This is a genomic window from Steroidobacteraceae bacterium (assembly GCA_041395505.1).
In the GTDB taxonomy this organism is placed as follows: Bacteria; Pseudomonadota; Gammaproteobacteria; order Steroidobacterales; family Steroidobacteraceae; genus JAWLAG01.
Window position 1 is genome coordinate 2,286,630 of record JAWLAG010000001.1, and the last position, 13,975, is coordinate 2,300,604.

14 protein-coding genes and 2 tRNA genes are annotated in these 13,975 nt (G+C 62.3%); 8 read left to right on the forward strand and 8 right to left on the reverse strand.

Annotation, left to right across the window (positions count from 1 at the left end; genetic code table 11):
* Window positions 1-130: 130 nt before the first annotated feature.
* The 3 genes from R3E77_10670 (at window position 131) to R3E77_10680 (ending at window position 1,867) form a co-directional block, all read left to right on the forward strand.
* Entirely contained in the window at window positions 131-1,027 is an 897-nt protein-coding gene (locus tag R3E77_10670; protein MEZ5499876.1) for an SDR family oxidoreductase, read from the forward strand.
* Between the two features lie 17 nt (window positions 1,028-1,044).
* Window positions 1,045-1,530 carry a MaoC family dehydratase N-terminal domain-containing protein gene (locus tag R3E77_10675; protein MEZ5499877.1) on the forward strand — a complete coding sequence of 162 codons (486 nt, stop codon included), beginning with the start codon at window positions 1,045-1,047 and terminating at the stop codon, window positions 1,528-1,530.
* 94 nt (window positions 1,531-1,624) lie between these two features.
* A complete protein-coding gene (locus R3E77_10680) occupies window positions 1,625-1,867 on the forward strand; it encodes a hypothetical protein (protein MEZ5499878.1) in 243 nt (80 codons plus the stop codon).
* Between the two features lie 18 nt (window positions 1,868-1,885).
* Here R3E77_10680 and R3E77_10685 read toward each other — a convergent pair.
* Window positions 1,886-1,961, reverse strand: a tRNA-Arg gene (locus R3E77_10685).
* A gap of 86 nt (window positions 1,962-2,047) precedes the next feature.
* Between R3E77_10685 and R3E77_10690 the strand changes: the two genes are divergently transcribed.
* On the forward strand, window positions 2,048-2,509 hold the full coding sequence (locus R3E77_10690) for a VOC family protein (GenBank protein ID MEZ5499879.1): 462 nt from the start codon (window positions 2,048-2,050) through the stop codon (window positions 2,507-2,509).
* A gap of 9 nt (window positions 2,510-2,518) precedes the next feature.
* Here R3E77_10690 and R3E77_10695 read toward each other — a convergent pair.
* Window positions 2,519-2,594 (reverse strand) — tRNA-Ala (locus R3E77_10695).
* A gap of 121 nt (window positions 2,595-2,715) precedes the next feature.
* Between R3E77_10695 and R3E77_10700 the strand changes: the two genes are divergently transcribed.
* Window positions 2,716-3,171, forward strand: a complete 456-nt coding sequence (locus tag R3E77_10700; protein ID MEZ5499880.1) for a peroxiredoxin — start codon at window positions 2,716-2,718, stop codon at window positions 3,169-3,171.
* A gap of 19 nt (window positions 3,172-3,190) precedes the next feature.
* Here R3E77_10700 and R3E77_10705 read toward each other — a convergent pair whose 3' ends face one another.
* From R3E77_10705 to R3E77_10720, 4 genes are all read right to left on the reverse strand, one after another.
* Entirely contained in the window at window positions 3,191-4,075 is an 885-nt protein-coding gene (locus R3E77_10705; GenBank protein ID MEZ5499881.1) for an SPFH domain-containing protein, read from the reverse strand.
* Between the two features lie 64 nt (window positions 4,076-4,139).
* Window positions 4,140-4,703, reverse strand: a complete 564-nt coding sequence (locus R3E77_10710; GenBank protein MEZ5499882.1) for a phosphoglycerate mutase family protein — start codon at window positions 4,701-4,703, stop codon at window positions 4,140-4,142.
* A 1-nt stretch (window position 4,704) separates the two neighbouring features.
* The gene (gene dapA, locus R3E77_10715; GenBank protein ID MEZ5499883.1) at window positions 4,705-5,652 is read right to left on the reverse strand and encodes a 4-hydroxy-tetrahydrodipicolinate synthase; all 948 of its coding nucleotides are present in this window, start codon (window positions 5,650-5,652) and stop codon (window positions 4,705-4,707) included.
* The gene (locus R3E77_10720) at window positions 5,649-6,644 is read right to left on the reverse strand and encodes a hypothetical protein (GenBank protein ID MEZ5499884.1); all 996 of its coding nucleotides are present in this window, start codon (window positions 6,642-6,644) and stop codon (window positions 5,649-5,651) included. The genes dapA and R3E77_10720 overlap by 4 nt, the downstream gene beginning before the upstream one ends.
* A 21-nt stretch (window positions 6,645-6,665) precedes the next feature.
* On the opposite strand from R3E77_10720, the gene R3E77_10725 reads away from it, so the two are divergent.
* Window positions 6,666-8,411, forward strand: a complete 1,746-nt coding sequence (locus R3E77_10725; GenBank protein ID MEZ5499885.1) for a mechanosensitive ion channel family protein — start codon at window positions 6,666-6,668, stop codon at window positions 8,409-8,411.
* Here R3E77_10725 and R3E77_10730 read toward each other — a convergent pair.
* Window positions 8,339-10,348, reverse strand: coding sequence for an acetyl-CoA carboxylase biotin carboxylase subunit (locus tag R3E77_10730; protein ID MEZ5499886.1), 2,010 nt, complete (start codon window positions 10,346-10,348; stop codon window positions 8,339-8,341). The genes R3E77_10725 and R3E77_10730 overlap by 73 nt on opposite strands.
* Window positions 10,349-10,368: 20 nt before the next feature.
* Window positions 10,369-11,976 carry a carboxyl transferase domain-containing protein gene (locus R3E77_10735; protein MEZ5499887.1) on the reverse strand — a complete coding sequence of 536 codons (1,608 nt, stop codon included), beginning with the start codon at window positions 11,974-11,976 and terminating at the stop codon, window positions 10,369-10,371.
* Between the two features lie 80 nt (window positions 11,977-12,056).
* On the opposite strand from R3E77_10735, the gene R3E77_10740 reads away from it, so the two are divergent.
* Both R3E77_10740 and R3E77_10745 read left to right on the forward strand, forming a co-directional pair.
* Window positions 12,057-13,223, forward strand: coding sequence for an isovaleryl-CoA dehydrogenase (locus tag R3E77_10740; GenBank protein MEZ5499888.1), 1,167 nt, complete (start codon window positions 12,057-12,059; stop codon window positions 13,221-13,223).
* Between the two features lie 2 nt (window positions 13,224-13,225).
* Window positions 13,226-13,969, forward strand: a complete 744-nt coding sequence (locus R3E77_10745; protein MEZ5499889.1) for a GntR family transcriptional regulator — start codon at window positions 13,226-13,228, stop codon at window positions 13,967-13,969.
* Window positions 13,970-13,975 lie beyond the last annotated feature (6 nt).

Sequence of the window (13,975 nt, forward strand, 5' to 3'; positions counted from 1 at the left end):
TGCCCATCACGGCTCCCGAATCATCGTTGACGTTGCTGATGGACGATATTCATACTACTGCAGAGCGCTCGATATTACGATCGACCCGCCCGGTCTCGGGCCCGTCAAGAGGAGATTGCGATTGAATAAAATGGTTGCAGGCAAGGTCGTTGTCATCACGGGTTCCGGTGCCGGCATTGGGCGGGATTTCGCGCTCGCATTCGCCGCCAACGGCGCGCGGGTAGTCGTAAACGATGTGACGCCAGCAAAGGATGGCAAGCCGGCGGCGGCGGACCAGGTCGTGGCGGAAATCCGCGCGAGCGGTGGTGAGGCGGTTGCTTGCACCGAGAGCGTCGCCTCGGCGGCCTCCGGCGCCAAAATTGTTCAAGCAGCTCTCGACAATTTTGGCAGTATCGACTGTGTGGTCAACAATGCAGGCATCGTTCGGGACCGCATCTTCTACAAGATGTCACCGGAGGAGTGGCAGGCGGTCGTCGACGTACATCTGAACGGTTCATTCCATGTCGCACGCGCAGCGGCAAATCACTTCAAGGCGCAGGAGGCCGGATCCTACGTACACATGACGTCCTCATCCGGACTCATTGGCAACGTCGGCCAGGCCAACTACGCTGCCGCAAAACTCGGCATTGTAGGCCTTTCCAAGGCTATAGCGCTTGATATGGCGAAATTCAACGTCCGATCCAACTGCATTGCCCCCTGGGCATGGACAGCCATGACCGCGACCATTCCGGCCGATACGCCCGAGAATATCACCCGCATCGAGAAAATGAAGAAGATGGAATCAGCGAAAATCGCACCGCTTGCCGTCTATCTTGCGAGTGACAGTGCAGCGGCCGTGACCGGGCAGATTTTCGGCGTGCGCGCCAACGAGATCTACCTGTTCAGCCAAAGCCGCATTGTTCGCTCGGTACATCGCGCCGGGGGCTGGACACCGGAGGAGATCGCCGAGCACGCCATCCCAGCGTTCGAGGCCAACTTCTTCCCGAATGTCGCTTCACTGAAGATTACGCCCTGGGACCCGATCTGAGGCGAGCCGCAACCACAATGAAAGACGAATACGAAACCGCGGGGCTTGGCTTTCATTTCGAGGACTTGCCAATTGGGCGGAAATTCAAGACCGTCGGCAGGACGATAACAGAAACGGATATCGTGCTCTTCATCAATACGATTGGCATGACTGAGGTGTTGTTCACGAATTACGAGTTCCTTGAACAGGATTCGCAGATCAAGGGGCGTCCCGCGCCCGGTTCATTGGTCTACTGCATTTGCGAAGGCCTGCTCACGCAATCAACATTGCAGGGAACAGGCCTGGCCTTCCTGAACATGACACTTGATATCAAGAACCCGACGCTTGCGGGAGATACCATCCACGTGGAATGCGAAGTCATCGAATCGCGGCCATCAGCGAGCAAGCCGGGTCGTGGTCTGGTTCGCACGCGCAATCGCGTGGTGAAGCAGGACGGTACGGTCGTGCTGGAGTATACGCCGCTGCGCATGGTTAAGTGCCGCGGATCCGGACATGACCCGTAATTGCACGCTCCGCATGAATTTCAGACATTGTGACCAGTGAGACTCGGTTGCATTGTTCCGGAGGCCGGCAACTAGATTCGTAGGACTTACCTGAGTGCAACTACCGGCAGGCGCCGCCCTGCCACTCCCGACGGTTGTTGCCGCCAGCCTTGAGACATTCCGCAATCGCTCACGCATCGATCCGAATCACGACACAATCGAGGTCATCTGGTACCTGACAAAGTTTCCGCAACCCGCCGCGTTGGCAAGACTGAAGGAACTGTCGCGCTCGAGAAACTATCTGGTTTCCTACAACGCAAAACGCGCCTGTGCAATCTTCGACAAAACGCCCAATTGATTGCGACACGTCGACGGATGGCGCCCCCGGCAGGAGTTGAACCTACGACCTACCGCTTAGGAGGCGGTCGCTCTATCCACTGAGCTACGGGGGCAACCGCTTTGTGGTGCACTTGTGATTGTAATAAGAATACGCACATCATGTGCACTAACGGCAGTGCCCGCAGCAGCGACCTGAATAGTGATCCTCGGTATCCACCATGTTTCCCTGGCGACGACCGACCTTGCACGCCTGCGGCGGTTCTACTGCGAGATCCTGCAATTCGAGGTTATTTCGCAGTTTGAATGGAGCAACCGCGTGGATCTCGACCGTTTCGTCGGCTTCGCCGACTCGGCGGGACGCAGTGCCATGCTAAGGCTGGGCGACGCGTTCATCGAACTGTTCGAATACAGGCGACCGCAGCCACACGATACGCCGCGCAGGCTCTGCGACCCCGGCTATGCGCATGTCGCGCTGCTCGTGCGCGATATCGACGGCGAATATCAGCGCCTGCACGCGGCTGGCGTGGAGTTCAACAGCGAGGTGACGGATTCCGGGAAGTTGCGCGCCGTTTACGGCAGGGACCCGGATGGCAACGTCTTCGAGCTGGTGGAAGTGACGAGTCCGGCGAGCCGGTACGCGCCCTCTTCTGGTGCAACCTGACGGGAAAAATGGTGGAGCGGAGGAGGATCGAACTCCCGACCTTCGCATTGCGAACGCGACGCTCTCCCAGCTGAGCTACCGCCCCACGCGAGCGGCGCATGTTACACCGGGCCGGCTATGCTGCAAACAGCGCAATTATCAGTTTTGCCACTGGGCCGCTGCGGCGCTATCTTTGGCGGAACACGAAGAATCGACGGGATCCAGGGATGCTGGCTGTTGGGGACCGGGCGCCGGAATTCACTCTGGCGAATCAGGATGACGTGGAAGTCGGGCTGACCACCCTGCTCAATGCCGGGCCGCTGATCCTGTATTTCTACCCTGCCGATTTCACGCCCGGATGTACCAAGGAAGCCTGCGCGATTCGCGATCTCGACAGCGAGATCCGGCGCGTCGGACTCAATGTCTGCGGCATCAGTCCGCAATCGCCCGAGTCCCATCGCAAATTCCGGGAGCGCCATTCGCTGCCGTTTCAGCTGCTGAGCGACCCGGACAAATCCGTCATCCGCATGTACGACGTCAATGGCCCGCTTGGTTTCGGCGTCCGGCGGGCCACCTATTTGATCGATTCAGGCCGCAGCATCCGTGCCGCCGTGTTGGCGGATTTTCGCATTGCCGAACACGAGGACTTCGTGCGCAAGGCCATCGCATTGTCCGGTCACTGATCGGCGCCGGGATCGCTCATCACGGCGAACTGGCCGCCCGCCGCGATCGTCGCAACCCGCCACTGTCGAGCAGCAGCTGGAAACCCTGCATGTTGGCAGGAATCACCACGGCGTTGCCCTCGTTCTTGGCAAATTCTGCAAGCGCCTTGTTGACTTCGTGCTGCAGATACTCCGCCGTCAGGGATTGATTGATAATCCGGTTGGCCTCGGCAACACCCTTGGCGCGGGCAATCTCGATTTCGGCGTCCTTGGCCGCGATGTCAACTTCGATCTTCTTTGCCTCCAGCCGTTTCTGGTTTTGCACCGCGAGCTGGATCGCCTGTTCGATGGACGGATCGGTATTGAGCGCCCGTACGACGACGCGCGAGATGGTAAAAACTCCCGGGTCGTTCTGGTCGAGCCTCGCCTGCAGCACTTGCTCGACATCACGCTGCAGCTTTTCGCGTTGACGATGCAACTGCAGGGAGTCGACACCCGCGACCACCTCATAGACCGCTCCACGCGCCTCGCGCAGCACCACGTTGTAGGCAGGGTAAAAGCCGCCATCACCTTTTTGATCCGCCGCCGCGTACTTGACGGACAGTTCTGCAATCTTGTCTGCAGCCGCATTGTAGAAGACCGTGACGTCCAGATCGCGCAGCGACAGGTTGTCCGCTGCCTTGGGCGTCAGGTCCGTCAGATCGATGGGTATTTCCTTCGCCGCGACGACCCGATACTGCGTGATGATCGGCATGCGCATGCGCAATCCTGGCTGCACCTCGGTCGGATCGACCTTGCCAAGGGTTTTCTCCACGCCGACGAAACCCGTCTCGACCGTATAGAAGGAAGCCCAGAGCAGTACCGCAGCCAGTCCAACCAGAATGACCCAGCCCGGAAACGCGCCGGTTCCGACCCTGCTGCCCACGTGCCCATCGCCATCCCGGGTTCTTGAAAACACCGCCATCGCCGTCGCCCTCCCGTATCGTCGATCAATAAATCAAGTGCAACACCGAAGCGCGTCGAAAGCGCGGTAGCGTCACAATGTACAAATTGCTGTAATCATCGTCGCGTATAGGCGTAACAGTCGTGCCGCCTGCCAGCTGCTCCACCATCTGCGGCACGGTATTGCTGTGCCCAACGACCAGCACGAGCTCGCCGCGATGCTCGCGCAGAATCCGGCCAACCAGCTCCTTGCTCGCGGCTGCATCGTAGATCGTCGGCTCGATTGCCAGCGCGTCGGCGAGCGGACGCGCAGTCTCGCGAGCGCGGCGCGTGTTCGACACATAGATGGCTTGGATCCGCTGCCCGTCGCGCGCTCCGAACAGGCGTGCCAATCCGGCGGCGCGCTCCGAGCCCGCGCTTGATAGCGGCGGATCGTCGATGCTCACCAGTTCCTTGTCTGCGTGTCGCACCAGCACGATGGTCGTCGTGGAATTCTGCAGCCAGAGAATCGCGCCTACTGCAAGCAGCAGGATGGCAAGCAGGACACCGAGCCAAAGTGGCGCCGAGAAAAAACTGCGATGGCTGCGAGCGATACCCGGCGCCTGAACCATCTCAGGCAGCCAGTTGCAGTTGTTGCAGAATTCGTCGCAGCGGTGCGGACGACGCTTCGTCGAGCCAGGCGAGCGGCGCACGTATTCCGCAGTCAATCATGCCCATCTGCTGCAACAGCCACTTGACGGGAATTGGATTGGCTTCGATGAAAAGATCGCGGTGCAGGTCGGCAAGCTGGGCGTCGAGATCCTGCGCGAGCGCGACATTGCCCGCCAGGGCGGCAGAAACCATGCGCGCATATTGGCCAGGCGCGACATTTGCCGTCACTGAGATCGCTCCGCAGGCGCCGGCAGACAAGGATCTGCACGCGGTGGCGTCATCGCCGCTCAGAATCGCAAATGTGGCTGGCAGCAATCGGCGCAACTCCTGTATTCGCTCGAGGCTGGGGACGGCTTCTTTCAGCGCGACGATATTGCGCTCGGCAGCCAGCTGCTGGACTGTTTCCGGCAGGAGATCGACCGCGGTGCGGGAGGGCACGTTATATAGAATGACGGGGCAGTCAACCGCCCGCGCGGCAGCGCGAAAGTGCCCGATGAGGCCACGCTGTGGCGGCTTGTTGTAGGCCGGCGTAACGACCAGCAGGCCGTCAACCCCATGGCGTGCAAAGCGCTGCGCCCGCTCGATCGTCGTGCGTGTGCAACTACTGCCAACGCCGACGATGACCTGCATGCGCCCGGCGCCGATGCGCAAGGCCTCGATGGTCAGCTCGCGCAATTCGTCGTCGTCGAGACAAGCCGATTCACCTGTCGTACCGCCTACTACGACGCCCGCTGTGCCGCTCGAAGCATGCCACTCGAGCAGGCGCTGCCATGACTTCCAGTCGATGTCGCCCCCGGCTCGCATGGGCGTCACCAGGGCGACGTAACTACCGCGAAAAGCCTGGCTGGGACTTTCGGTCACTTCGTCGGCCTCGCGCTGTTCAAGAACGGATGGTACCTCATGTCTCATCGTTTTTTGGCTGCTCGTGCAACTTGCAGGTGCACGAGTAGTGGGGCGACAGCGCCCCCGTTGTCCCCCGCCAGTGTAACCTTGAGCGCGCCCCGCGCTCCAGCACGCCCCGCTATCCAGGCCAGGCGCGCCATACCGTCCTCGCCCGTGACAATCTCGGTCCGTTGCAACGAGCCGACGGCTGCGGGGATTTCCAGTTGCAATACCGCCTGGGCAACGGGATTGCCGAAACCGTCGCGAACCATGACGAGAGGACCGGAAATGTTCGCGCCCGCCTCGACGTCCATGGGAACGGCGCCGACCACCGACATCGCAGCAGGAGGCCCCGCATCGACCTGGATCTCGACGCTTTGCATAGCGATCGCGGGCAGATCCGGCACGGCTGCGCTCAGCGTGTGGCGCCCGACGGTTTCCAGTTTGGCGATCTCGACCGCGGTGGAACCATCCGGGCCCGACGCCACCAACGACAGCGGTCTGCTGTCCAGTTCGAATGCAACACTGGTCGCCGGAACACCATTTCCTGCCCAGTCGAGTACACGAGCCGTGAAATTCCTGGGGGGCGCGCCCGCCGGCATGCGCACGGCGTTGCCGTCAGGCCAAACGAGGCGCTGAGCGCGGCCGGCCGACACCACGACAGGGACAGTATTCGCCCGGCGGCCGCTTGCTACCCGCACACTCGCCTCGCCGACCGGCCCGGTGGCAGAAACGAGTCCCGTAGCGCTCACCGTCACACAGCAGCCGCCGGCCAGCGAATAGCTCAAACGCGCACCGGCGATAGGCTGGCCTGAGGCGTCATTGACCTGCGCCTGCAGCTGCCGCGACTGACCCGCCTGCATCGTGACGCTCGCCGGCTGGACGAGTATTGCTGCCGGTTCGAGCGAAGGCATGTCGGATGCGTCGGCGCCATCTGGCGCGGACAAGTCGGTGCAGCCCAGCGCCAACAGCAGACAACCGCAGACTGCAGTACGGTACAAGCGATCGACGGCTCTCATGATCCGCAAGGAAGGTAGCGCATGTCAGCATCATTGAACAGTGGTGGCGGCACGTGGGATCATCGACGCATGTCAGCCATGCGCAACAGCCTGCGCGCAGTATGCCTGCTCGCGCTCCTCGCCGGTACCGCGCGTGCGGACGATGTTGCACAATTGACGCCTTCGCCAAGCGACAACTCGGCGCCTGGCGACAGTCCCGCGCCCGTCAGTTTTCGCGGCAACGTTCTGTTTGAATTGCGCTCGGGTATCGGTGAGCTCGACGCCCGCGCCCGCGCCGAAGCCGTCCAGACCCGCCTGGTACGGGCTCTGGCAGGCGCCGACCCGTCGGCGCCATTGCGTATCGTGGAGCGCGAGGACAGCTCCGACATTTATGCCGGCGAGCAGTTGATCGCCAGTGTTACGACGAGCGACGCCGCGCCGCTTGGGCGCACGAGGGCGCAGCTGGCTGCCGACTACCGTACCGTGCTGCAGGGAGCGATCGCAACCGAGATGCGCGAACGCAGCGCCCGCGGACTCCTGATCGCCGCCATACAGGCACTCACGGCGAGCGTCGTATTGGCTCTCCTGCTGTGGCTCCTGGGGCGCGGCTACAACGGCGTGCGTTCCGCAATTCGCGGCTGGCTCGAGCGCATGATCGGCCGCGCGCGCAAGGACCGCGGTCTTGCAACCAACGTCCTGGAAGATATCGTCGTCGCTGCCACTCGCAGTGCATTGTTCATTGCGATCGTGGCCGCCATCTTTGTGTATGTCGAATTCTGCCTGTCGCGGTTTCCCTGGACTCGCGCAGCCGGTCTTCGCCTGGGTGCGGCGGCGATCAGCGCCTTGCGCACGGTTGGCGATGCCATCTTTGCCTACGTGCCGAATATTTTCGTGATCGCGCTGATCGTCGTCGTCGTGCGCTATCTCCTCAAGATTGTCCGCGCCGCATTCATCCGTGTCGCAACCGGGCGTATTCGCTTCGCCAGTTTCTATCCTGAGTGGGCGCAACCGACCTATTCCATCGTCCGGTTCGCACTGCTCGCAATCGGTGCAGTCATGATCTTCCCTTACCTGCCTGGCGCCGGATCGGAAGGCTTCCGTTCGGTGTCCGTCTTTGTCGGTGTCCTGCTCTCGCTCGGCGCTGCATCCGCTGTCGCCAATGTCATTGCGGGACTGGTGGTGACCTACATGCGCCCGTTCCAGGTGGGTGACCGGGTGAAAATTGCCGACACCATCGGTGACGTCGTTGCAAAGGACTTGTTCGTCGTTCGCGTGCGAACGATCAAGAATGTCGAGATCACGGTGCCGAATGCGCTCGTGCTCGCCAACCACATCGTCAACTTCTCCGCAACGGCCGCGGCGGAAGGATTGATCCTGCACACGACCGTCACCATCGGTTACGACGTCGACTGGCGCAAGGTGCATGCGGCACTGCTCGACGCGGCCCGCCGCGTCGAATCACTGCTCGATGACCCTGCCCCGTACGTGCTTCAAACTGCTCTGAACGATTTCTATGTCAGCTACGAGCTGAACGCCTATACGCGTGAGCCAGCACGAATGGCGCAGATCTACTCGGAGCTTCACGCCCATATCCAGGACTGCTGTAACGAGGCGGGCATCGAAATCATGTCGCCGCATTACTCTGCCATACGCGATGGCAATGCCAGCGCCATACCAACCCAATACCTGCCGCAGAATTATGCTGCGCCAGCGTTTCAGTTCTTCGCGGCGCCGTCGGCGTCCGCAACTGGCACGAGATCGACCAGTTCCGCGCCCTCGGGCACCTGATCGCCAACCTTCGCACGAATCGCCTGGATGCGCCCTGCATGAGGTGCCGCTACCGTGTGCTCCATTTTCATCGCTTCGATCACCATCAGCGATGCCCCTTTGGCGACCTGCTGATTCGCTGCGACATTGATGCGAATCACGCGACCCGGCATCGGTGCGCGCAGATCGCCATCGCCCTGCCGCAGGCTGCTGTCATGCTGCAGTCGAGCGATGCGCTCAATTCGCCACTCATCACCGTCATCGGTCAACAGGTGGCACTCCTTGGCGCTCATTATGACGGTTGCAACGCTCATGCTACCGTCGATCTCTGCTCGCAAGCGCCGATCCTGGTAGTTGAACCAGGCCAGGTTGAAAATTTTGTCGGCCAGAACGACCTGCATGGGTGGCGCGGCGCCGATGACATTGGCGCGGATATCCTCGCCGCCGTGGCGGAGGCCGATGCTTTGCACCGTATCCGCATTGAGTCGCCAGCTGCCGCTCGACCACCACGGACTCGAGTGCGCGGCGTTCCGCGAGTCCCGCTCCAACGCCGCGCAGGCAAGTGCTGCGAGCGCGAGAATCCGACCCGGCACCGCTGCAGCAGTGGATCGGGCGACAGCGCTGTCTGCATCGATCAAAGTCGTGCTTAATCGCGCGGCGATGAAGCGTTCGTCCCCGAGCAATCCGCGCAGGAACGCGACGTTGTTGGCGATTCCGCTGATCTGGGTACGCTCGAGCGCCTGCAGCAGCGCTCGCCGGGCACTGTCCCGATCGGCACCGTGGGCGACGACCTTGGCCAGCATGCTGTCATACCATGGGGTCACGATATCGCCTTCACGAAACCCCGCATCGACGCGCAGAGTCGCCGATCGCTCCGGCCATCGCACATGCGCCAGCTGTCCGCTGGCGGGCAGGAAGCCGCGCGCTGGATCCTCTGCATAGATTCGCGCTTCAATGGCGTGACCATCCTGGCGTATCCCTCCCTGGTCGAGCGGCAGCGACTCGCCCGCGGCAACCCGCAGTTGCCACTCGACGAGATCGAGGCCGGTGATCATTTCCGTGACTGGATGCTCGACCTGCAGACGTGTATTCATCTCCATGAAATAGAACTCGCCGCCCTCGCCCAGCAGAAATTCGACTGTACCGGCGCCGACGTAGCCAACCGCCTCGGCCGCCTTGACCGCCGCTGCGCCGAGTGCCGCGCGCAAGCTGCTGTGGAGTCCCGGTGCCGGCGCCTCTTCGATTACCTTCTGGTGGCGGCGTTGCATGGAGCAATCGCGCTCGAACAGATGCAGGCAGTGCCCGTGCTGGTCAGCGAACACCTGTACCTCGACATGGCGCGGATTCTCGATCAGCTTCTCGATGAGTACCTCATCGCTTCCGAAGCTGCTTTTCGCTTCGCGCCGACAGGCCGCCAACGCGTCCGCGAATTCCGCCGCAGCGCGGACCGCGCGCATGCCCTTGCCGCCGCCCCCGGCGCTTGCCTTGATAAGCAATGGATAACCGATACGCGCTGCATTTTCGGCAAGCACGGCGTCGTCCTGGTCCGCACCGTGGTAACCGGGGGTAACAGGTACGCCGGCTTGCGCCATCAGCGATTTTGCCGCGGCTTTCGAGCCCATCGCCCGGATTGCAGCCACCGGCGGTCCGATGAACCGAATACCGGTATCGGCGCAGGCAGCCGCGAAATCCGCGTTCTCGGACAGGAAGCCGTAGCCGGGATGCACGGCCTCGGCACCGGTAGCGGTGCTGGCACGAAGAATGCGCCCGATGTCGAGGTAACTGCGACGCGCCTCGGCTGGGCCAATACAGACGGCCTCGTCACAGGTCTCGACGTGCAGCGCATTGCGATCCGCTTCGGAGTAGACCGCGACCGTACGTATGCCGAGGCGCCTCGCAGTACGCGCGATGCGACAGGCGATTTCGCCGCGATTCGCAATGAGTATCTTGTCAAACACGTCTACTCTCCACGCCCGGGCTACATTCGAAACACGCCGAAGCGCGTCGTACCGGAACCACTTTGGGCCGCAAGCTGCAGCGCCAAGGCAAGACACTGCCGGGTATCGAGCGGATCGATCACGCCATCGTCCCAAAGACGCGCCGATGCATAGTACGGATGGCCCTGCCGCTCATATTGCTCACGTATGGGCGCCATGAAAGCGCCCTCTGCTGCGTCGCTCCATTTCTCGCCGCGAGCCTCGAGTGCGTCCCGCCGGATGGTCGCGAGCACCGTTGCTGCCTGCTCGCCACCCATGACACTGATACGGGCATTGGGCCACATCCACAGGAAGCGAGGCTCATAGGCGCGACCACACATGCCGTAGTTGCCAGCCCCGAAGCTGCCACCGATCACGACCGTGAACTTCGGCACGCCGGCGCAGGCCACTGCCGTCACCAGTTTGGCGCCGTGACGGGCAATGCCTTCGTTTTCGTACTTGCGCCCCACCATGAATCCCGTGATGTTCTGCAGAAACAGCAACGGCACCTGGCGCTGGCAACACAGTTCAATGAAGTGCGCGCCTTTCTGCGCCGATTCGGAGAAGAGGATCCCATTGTTGGCGATGATGCCGACGGGAAAGCCGTGTAGATGAGCAAATCCCGTTACCAGCGTCGTTCCGAAGCGCGCCTTGAATTCGTCGAATTCGCTGTCATCGACCAACCTCGCGATGATCTCGCGCACATCATACGGATGGCGGGTGTCGTTCGGCACGATGCCATAGAGGTCCCCGGCCGGGTAGCGCGGCGGTCGTGGCTCGCGCGGCGCCCGCCACTGTGCGCGTGGTCCCGGCACCTGACCCACGATACTTCGCGCCAACGACAACGCATGAGCGTCGTTTTCGGCAAGATGATCGGCTACACCCGATAGCCGCGTATGCACGTCGCCACCGCCAAGGTCCTCGGCGGTAACCACCTCTCCGGTGGCTGCCTTCACCAGTGGTGGACCACCGAGAAAGATCGTCCCCTGCCCACGCACGATGATGGATTCGTCGCTCATCGCCGGAACATAGGCGCCTCCCGCCGTGCAACTGCCCATGACCACTGCAATCTGCGCGATACCCTGCGCGGACAAGGTTGCCTGATTGAAGAAAATACGGCCGAAATGCTCCCGGTCCGGAAACACTTCGTCCTGACTCGGCAGATGCGCACCGCCCGAGTCAACCAGGTAGATGCACGGCAGGCGATTCTCACGCGCGATCTGTTGCGCGCGCAGATGCTTTTTCACGGTCAATGGATAATACGTTCCGCCCTTCACCGTTGCGTCATTGCAGACGACCATGCAGAGCCGGCCGCTGACGCTGCCGATTCCGGTGATCAGGCCGGCGCCGGGAGATTCATCGTCGTACATGCCATAGGCAGCAAGCTGAGAAAGCTCGAGAAAGCCGGAACCGGGATCCAGGAGCGATTCGACGCGATCGCGCGGCAGCATCTTGCCTCGAGCGACATGGCGTTCGCGCGCGCTTGCGCTGCCACCCAGGCGCAGCATCGAGACCTTGGCGCGCAGATCATCGACCAGCGCCCGCATGGCCTGTCGATTTTCAGCGAAGTCCACAGCGCTCGTATCCAGGCGGGAGTGCAGAGATGACATAACCTTGGCTCCAGAGACGACTTGCGGCCGGCCACTAATTGTCCGACAATAGCACTATCCGACTTTACCGGACAAGCGCCATGTCAGCCCTGGACACCTGTGATTTTGATTTCCTGCTGGGCGACACCCTGGACGAGGTGCGCCACCAGGTACGGCGTTTCGCGCGGGATGCGATCGAGCCGGCCGCCGCGGAGATCGACCGCAGCAACGAGTTTCCGCGACAACTATGGCCGCAGCTCGGCGCCCAGGGCCTGCTCGGCCTGACCGTTCCCGAGCGATGGGGCGGCGCGGACCTTGGCTACCTGGCGCACATCGTCGCCATGGAAGAAATCTCGCGCGCCTCGGGTTCGGTTGGACTCTCCTATGGCGCGCACTCCAACCTGTGCGTGAACCAGCTGCGCCTCAACGGCAGCGATGCCCAGCGCGATCGTTATCTGCCGCGCCTGGTAAGCGGCGAACACGTCGGAGCGCTCGCAATGTCTGAGCCTGGCGCGGGTTCCGACGTGGTCTCGATGCAGTTGCGTGCCGAGAGGCGCGGTGATCACTACCTGCTGAACGGTCGCAAGATGTGGATCACCAACGGTCCGGATGCCGACATCGTTGTCGTGTACGCAAAAACCCGGCCGGAGGCTGGCACAAAGGGCATCAGCGCATTCATCGTCGAACGCGGGTTTGCCGGCTTCAGGGCGGCTCAAAAACTCGACAAGCTCGGCATGCGCGGCTCCAGCACGTCCGAGCTGGTGTTCGATGACTGCCGGGTGCCAGCGGAGAATCTGCTCGGCGAGCCCGACGGCGGCGTACGCGTACTCATGTCGGGGCTCGACTACGAGCGCGCCGTGCTTGCAGGCGGACCGCTAGGACTCATGGCTGCGGCGCTCGACCTCGTGCTGCCCTACGTACAGCAGCGCAAGCAATTCGGTCGACCCATCGGCAGCTTCCAGCTGATGCAGGCAAAAGTCGCCGATATGTATGCGGCACTCAATGCCGCGCGTGCCTATGTGTATGCAGTCGGACGTGCCTGCGATGCCGGGCACAGCTCGCGCCGCGATGCGGCGGCCGCCATCTTGTTCGCCTCCGAGCAGGCGACCCGATGCGCGCTCGAGGCCATCCAGGCGCTTGGCGGCAATGGCTATATCAACGACTACCCGGCCGGCCGGCTACTGCGCGATGCAAAGCTCTATGAGATTGGCGCCGGCACCCAGGAAATCCGGCGCATGTTGATCGGCCGCGAGCTGCTGGCTACCTGAGCATGGCGATCGCATTCGAGCAATTGCGAATCGAGCCTGCCTATCGGCAGGTCGCGACCGCTCTGCTCGAGCGCATCACCGACCGTAGCCTGAAGACAGGCGACCGCCTGCCGTCCGAGAACGAACTGGCTCGGCAATTTGGCGTCAACCGATCGACCGTACGCGAGGCACTACGCGAATTGCAGTCGAGCGGTGTACTTGGCCGCGAGCGCGGTTCGAAACTGATGACTGTCACGCGGCCCGCGCCGAGGAAAGTCGGCGAGGACGTGAGCCGTGCCCTGCACCTTCACGATGCGAGTGCCTTCGATGTCTGGGAAGGTCTCACCATCGTCGAACCCGCCATCGCAGAACGAGCCGCCGAACGACGCAGCGAAGCGGATTTGCTGCGGCTGCAGGCAGCCGCTGCAGAATTTCGCGGCAGCAACCGCGCGGCGGGCGCCGCCGCGGAACGTGTGAGCGAGTACTTCCGGGCGTTGGCGAGCGCGGCTGCCAACCCGGTGCTGGAGCTGGCACAGGAGCCGCTGGTTAGGCTATTGCAGCCATCGCTCGCCATCATGATCAACAAGGTCAGCCAGGCGCGCGAACGCATCGCAGCCGCACAGGAGAGAATTGCGACGGCTGTTGAGGCACGCAACTCCGATCAGGCACGCGAATGGATGGCGAAACACATCCGCGACTTCCGGCGCGGCTACGAACTTGCGGGTATCGACCTCGAGCGGCCTGTCGCCATCGCCACGCGCCGCTGAGCCGTA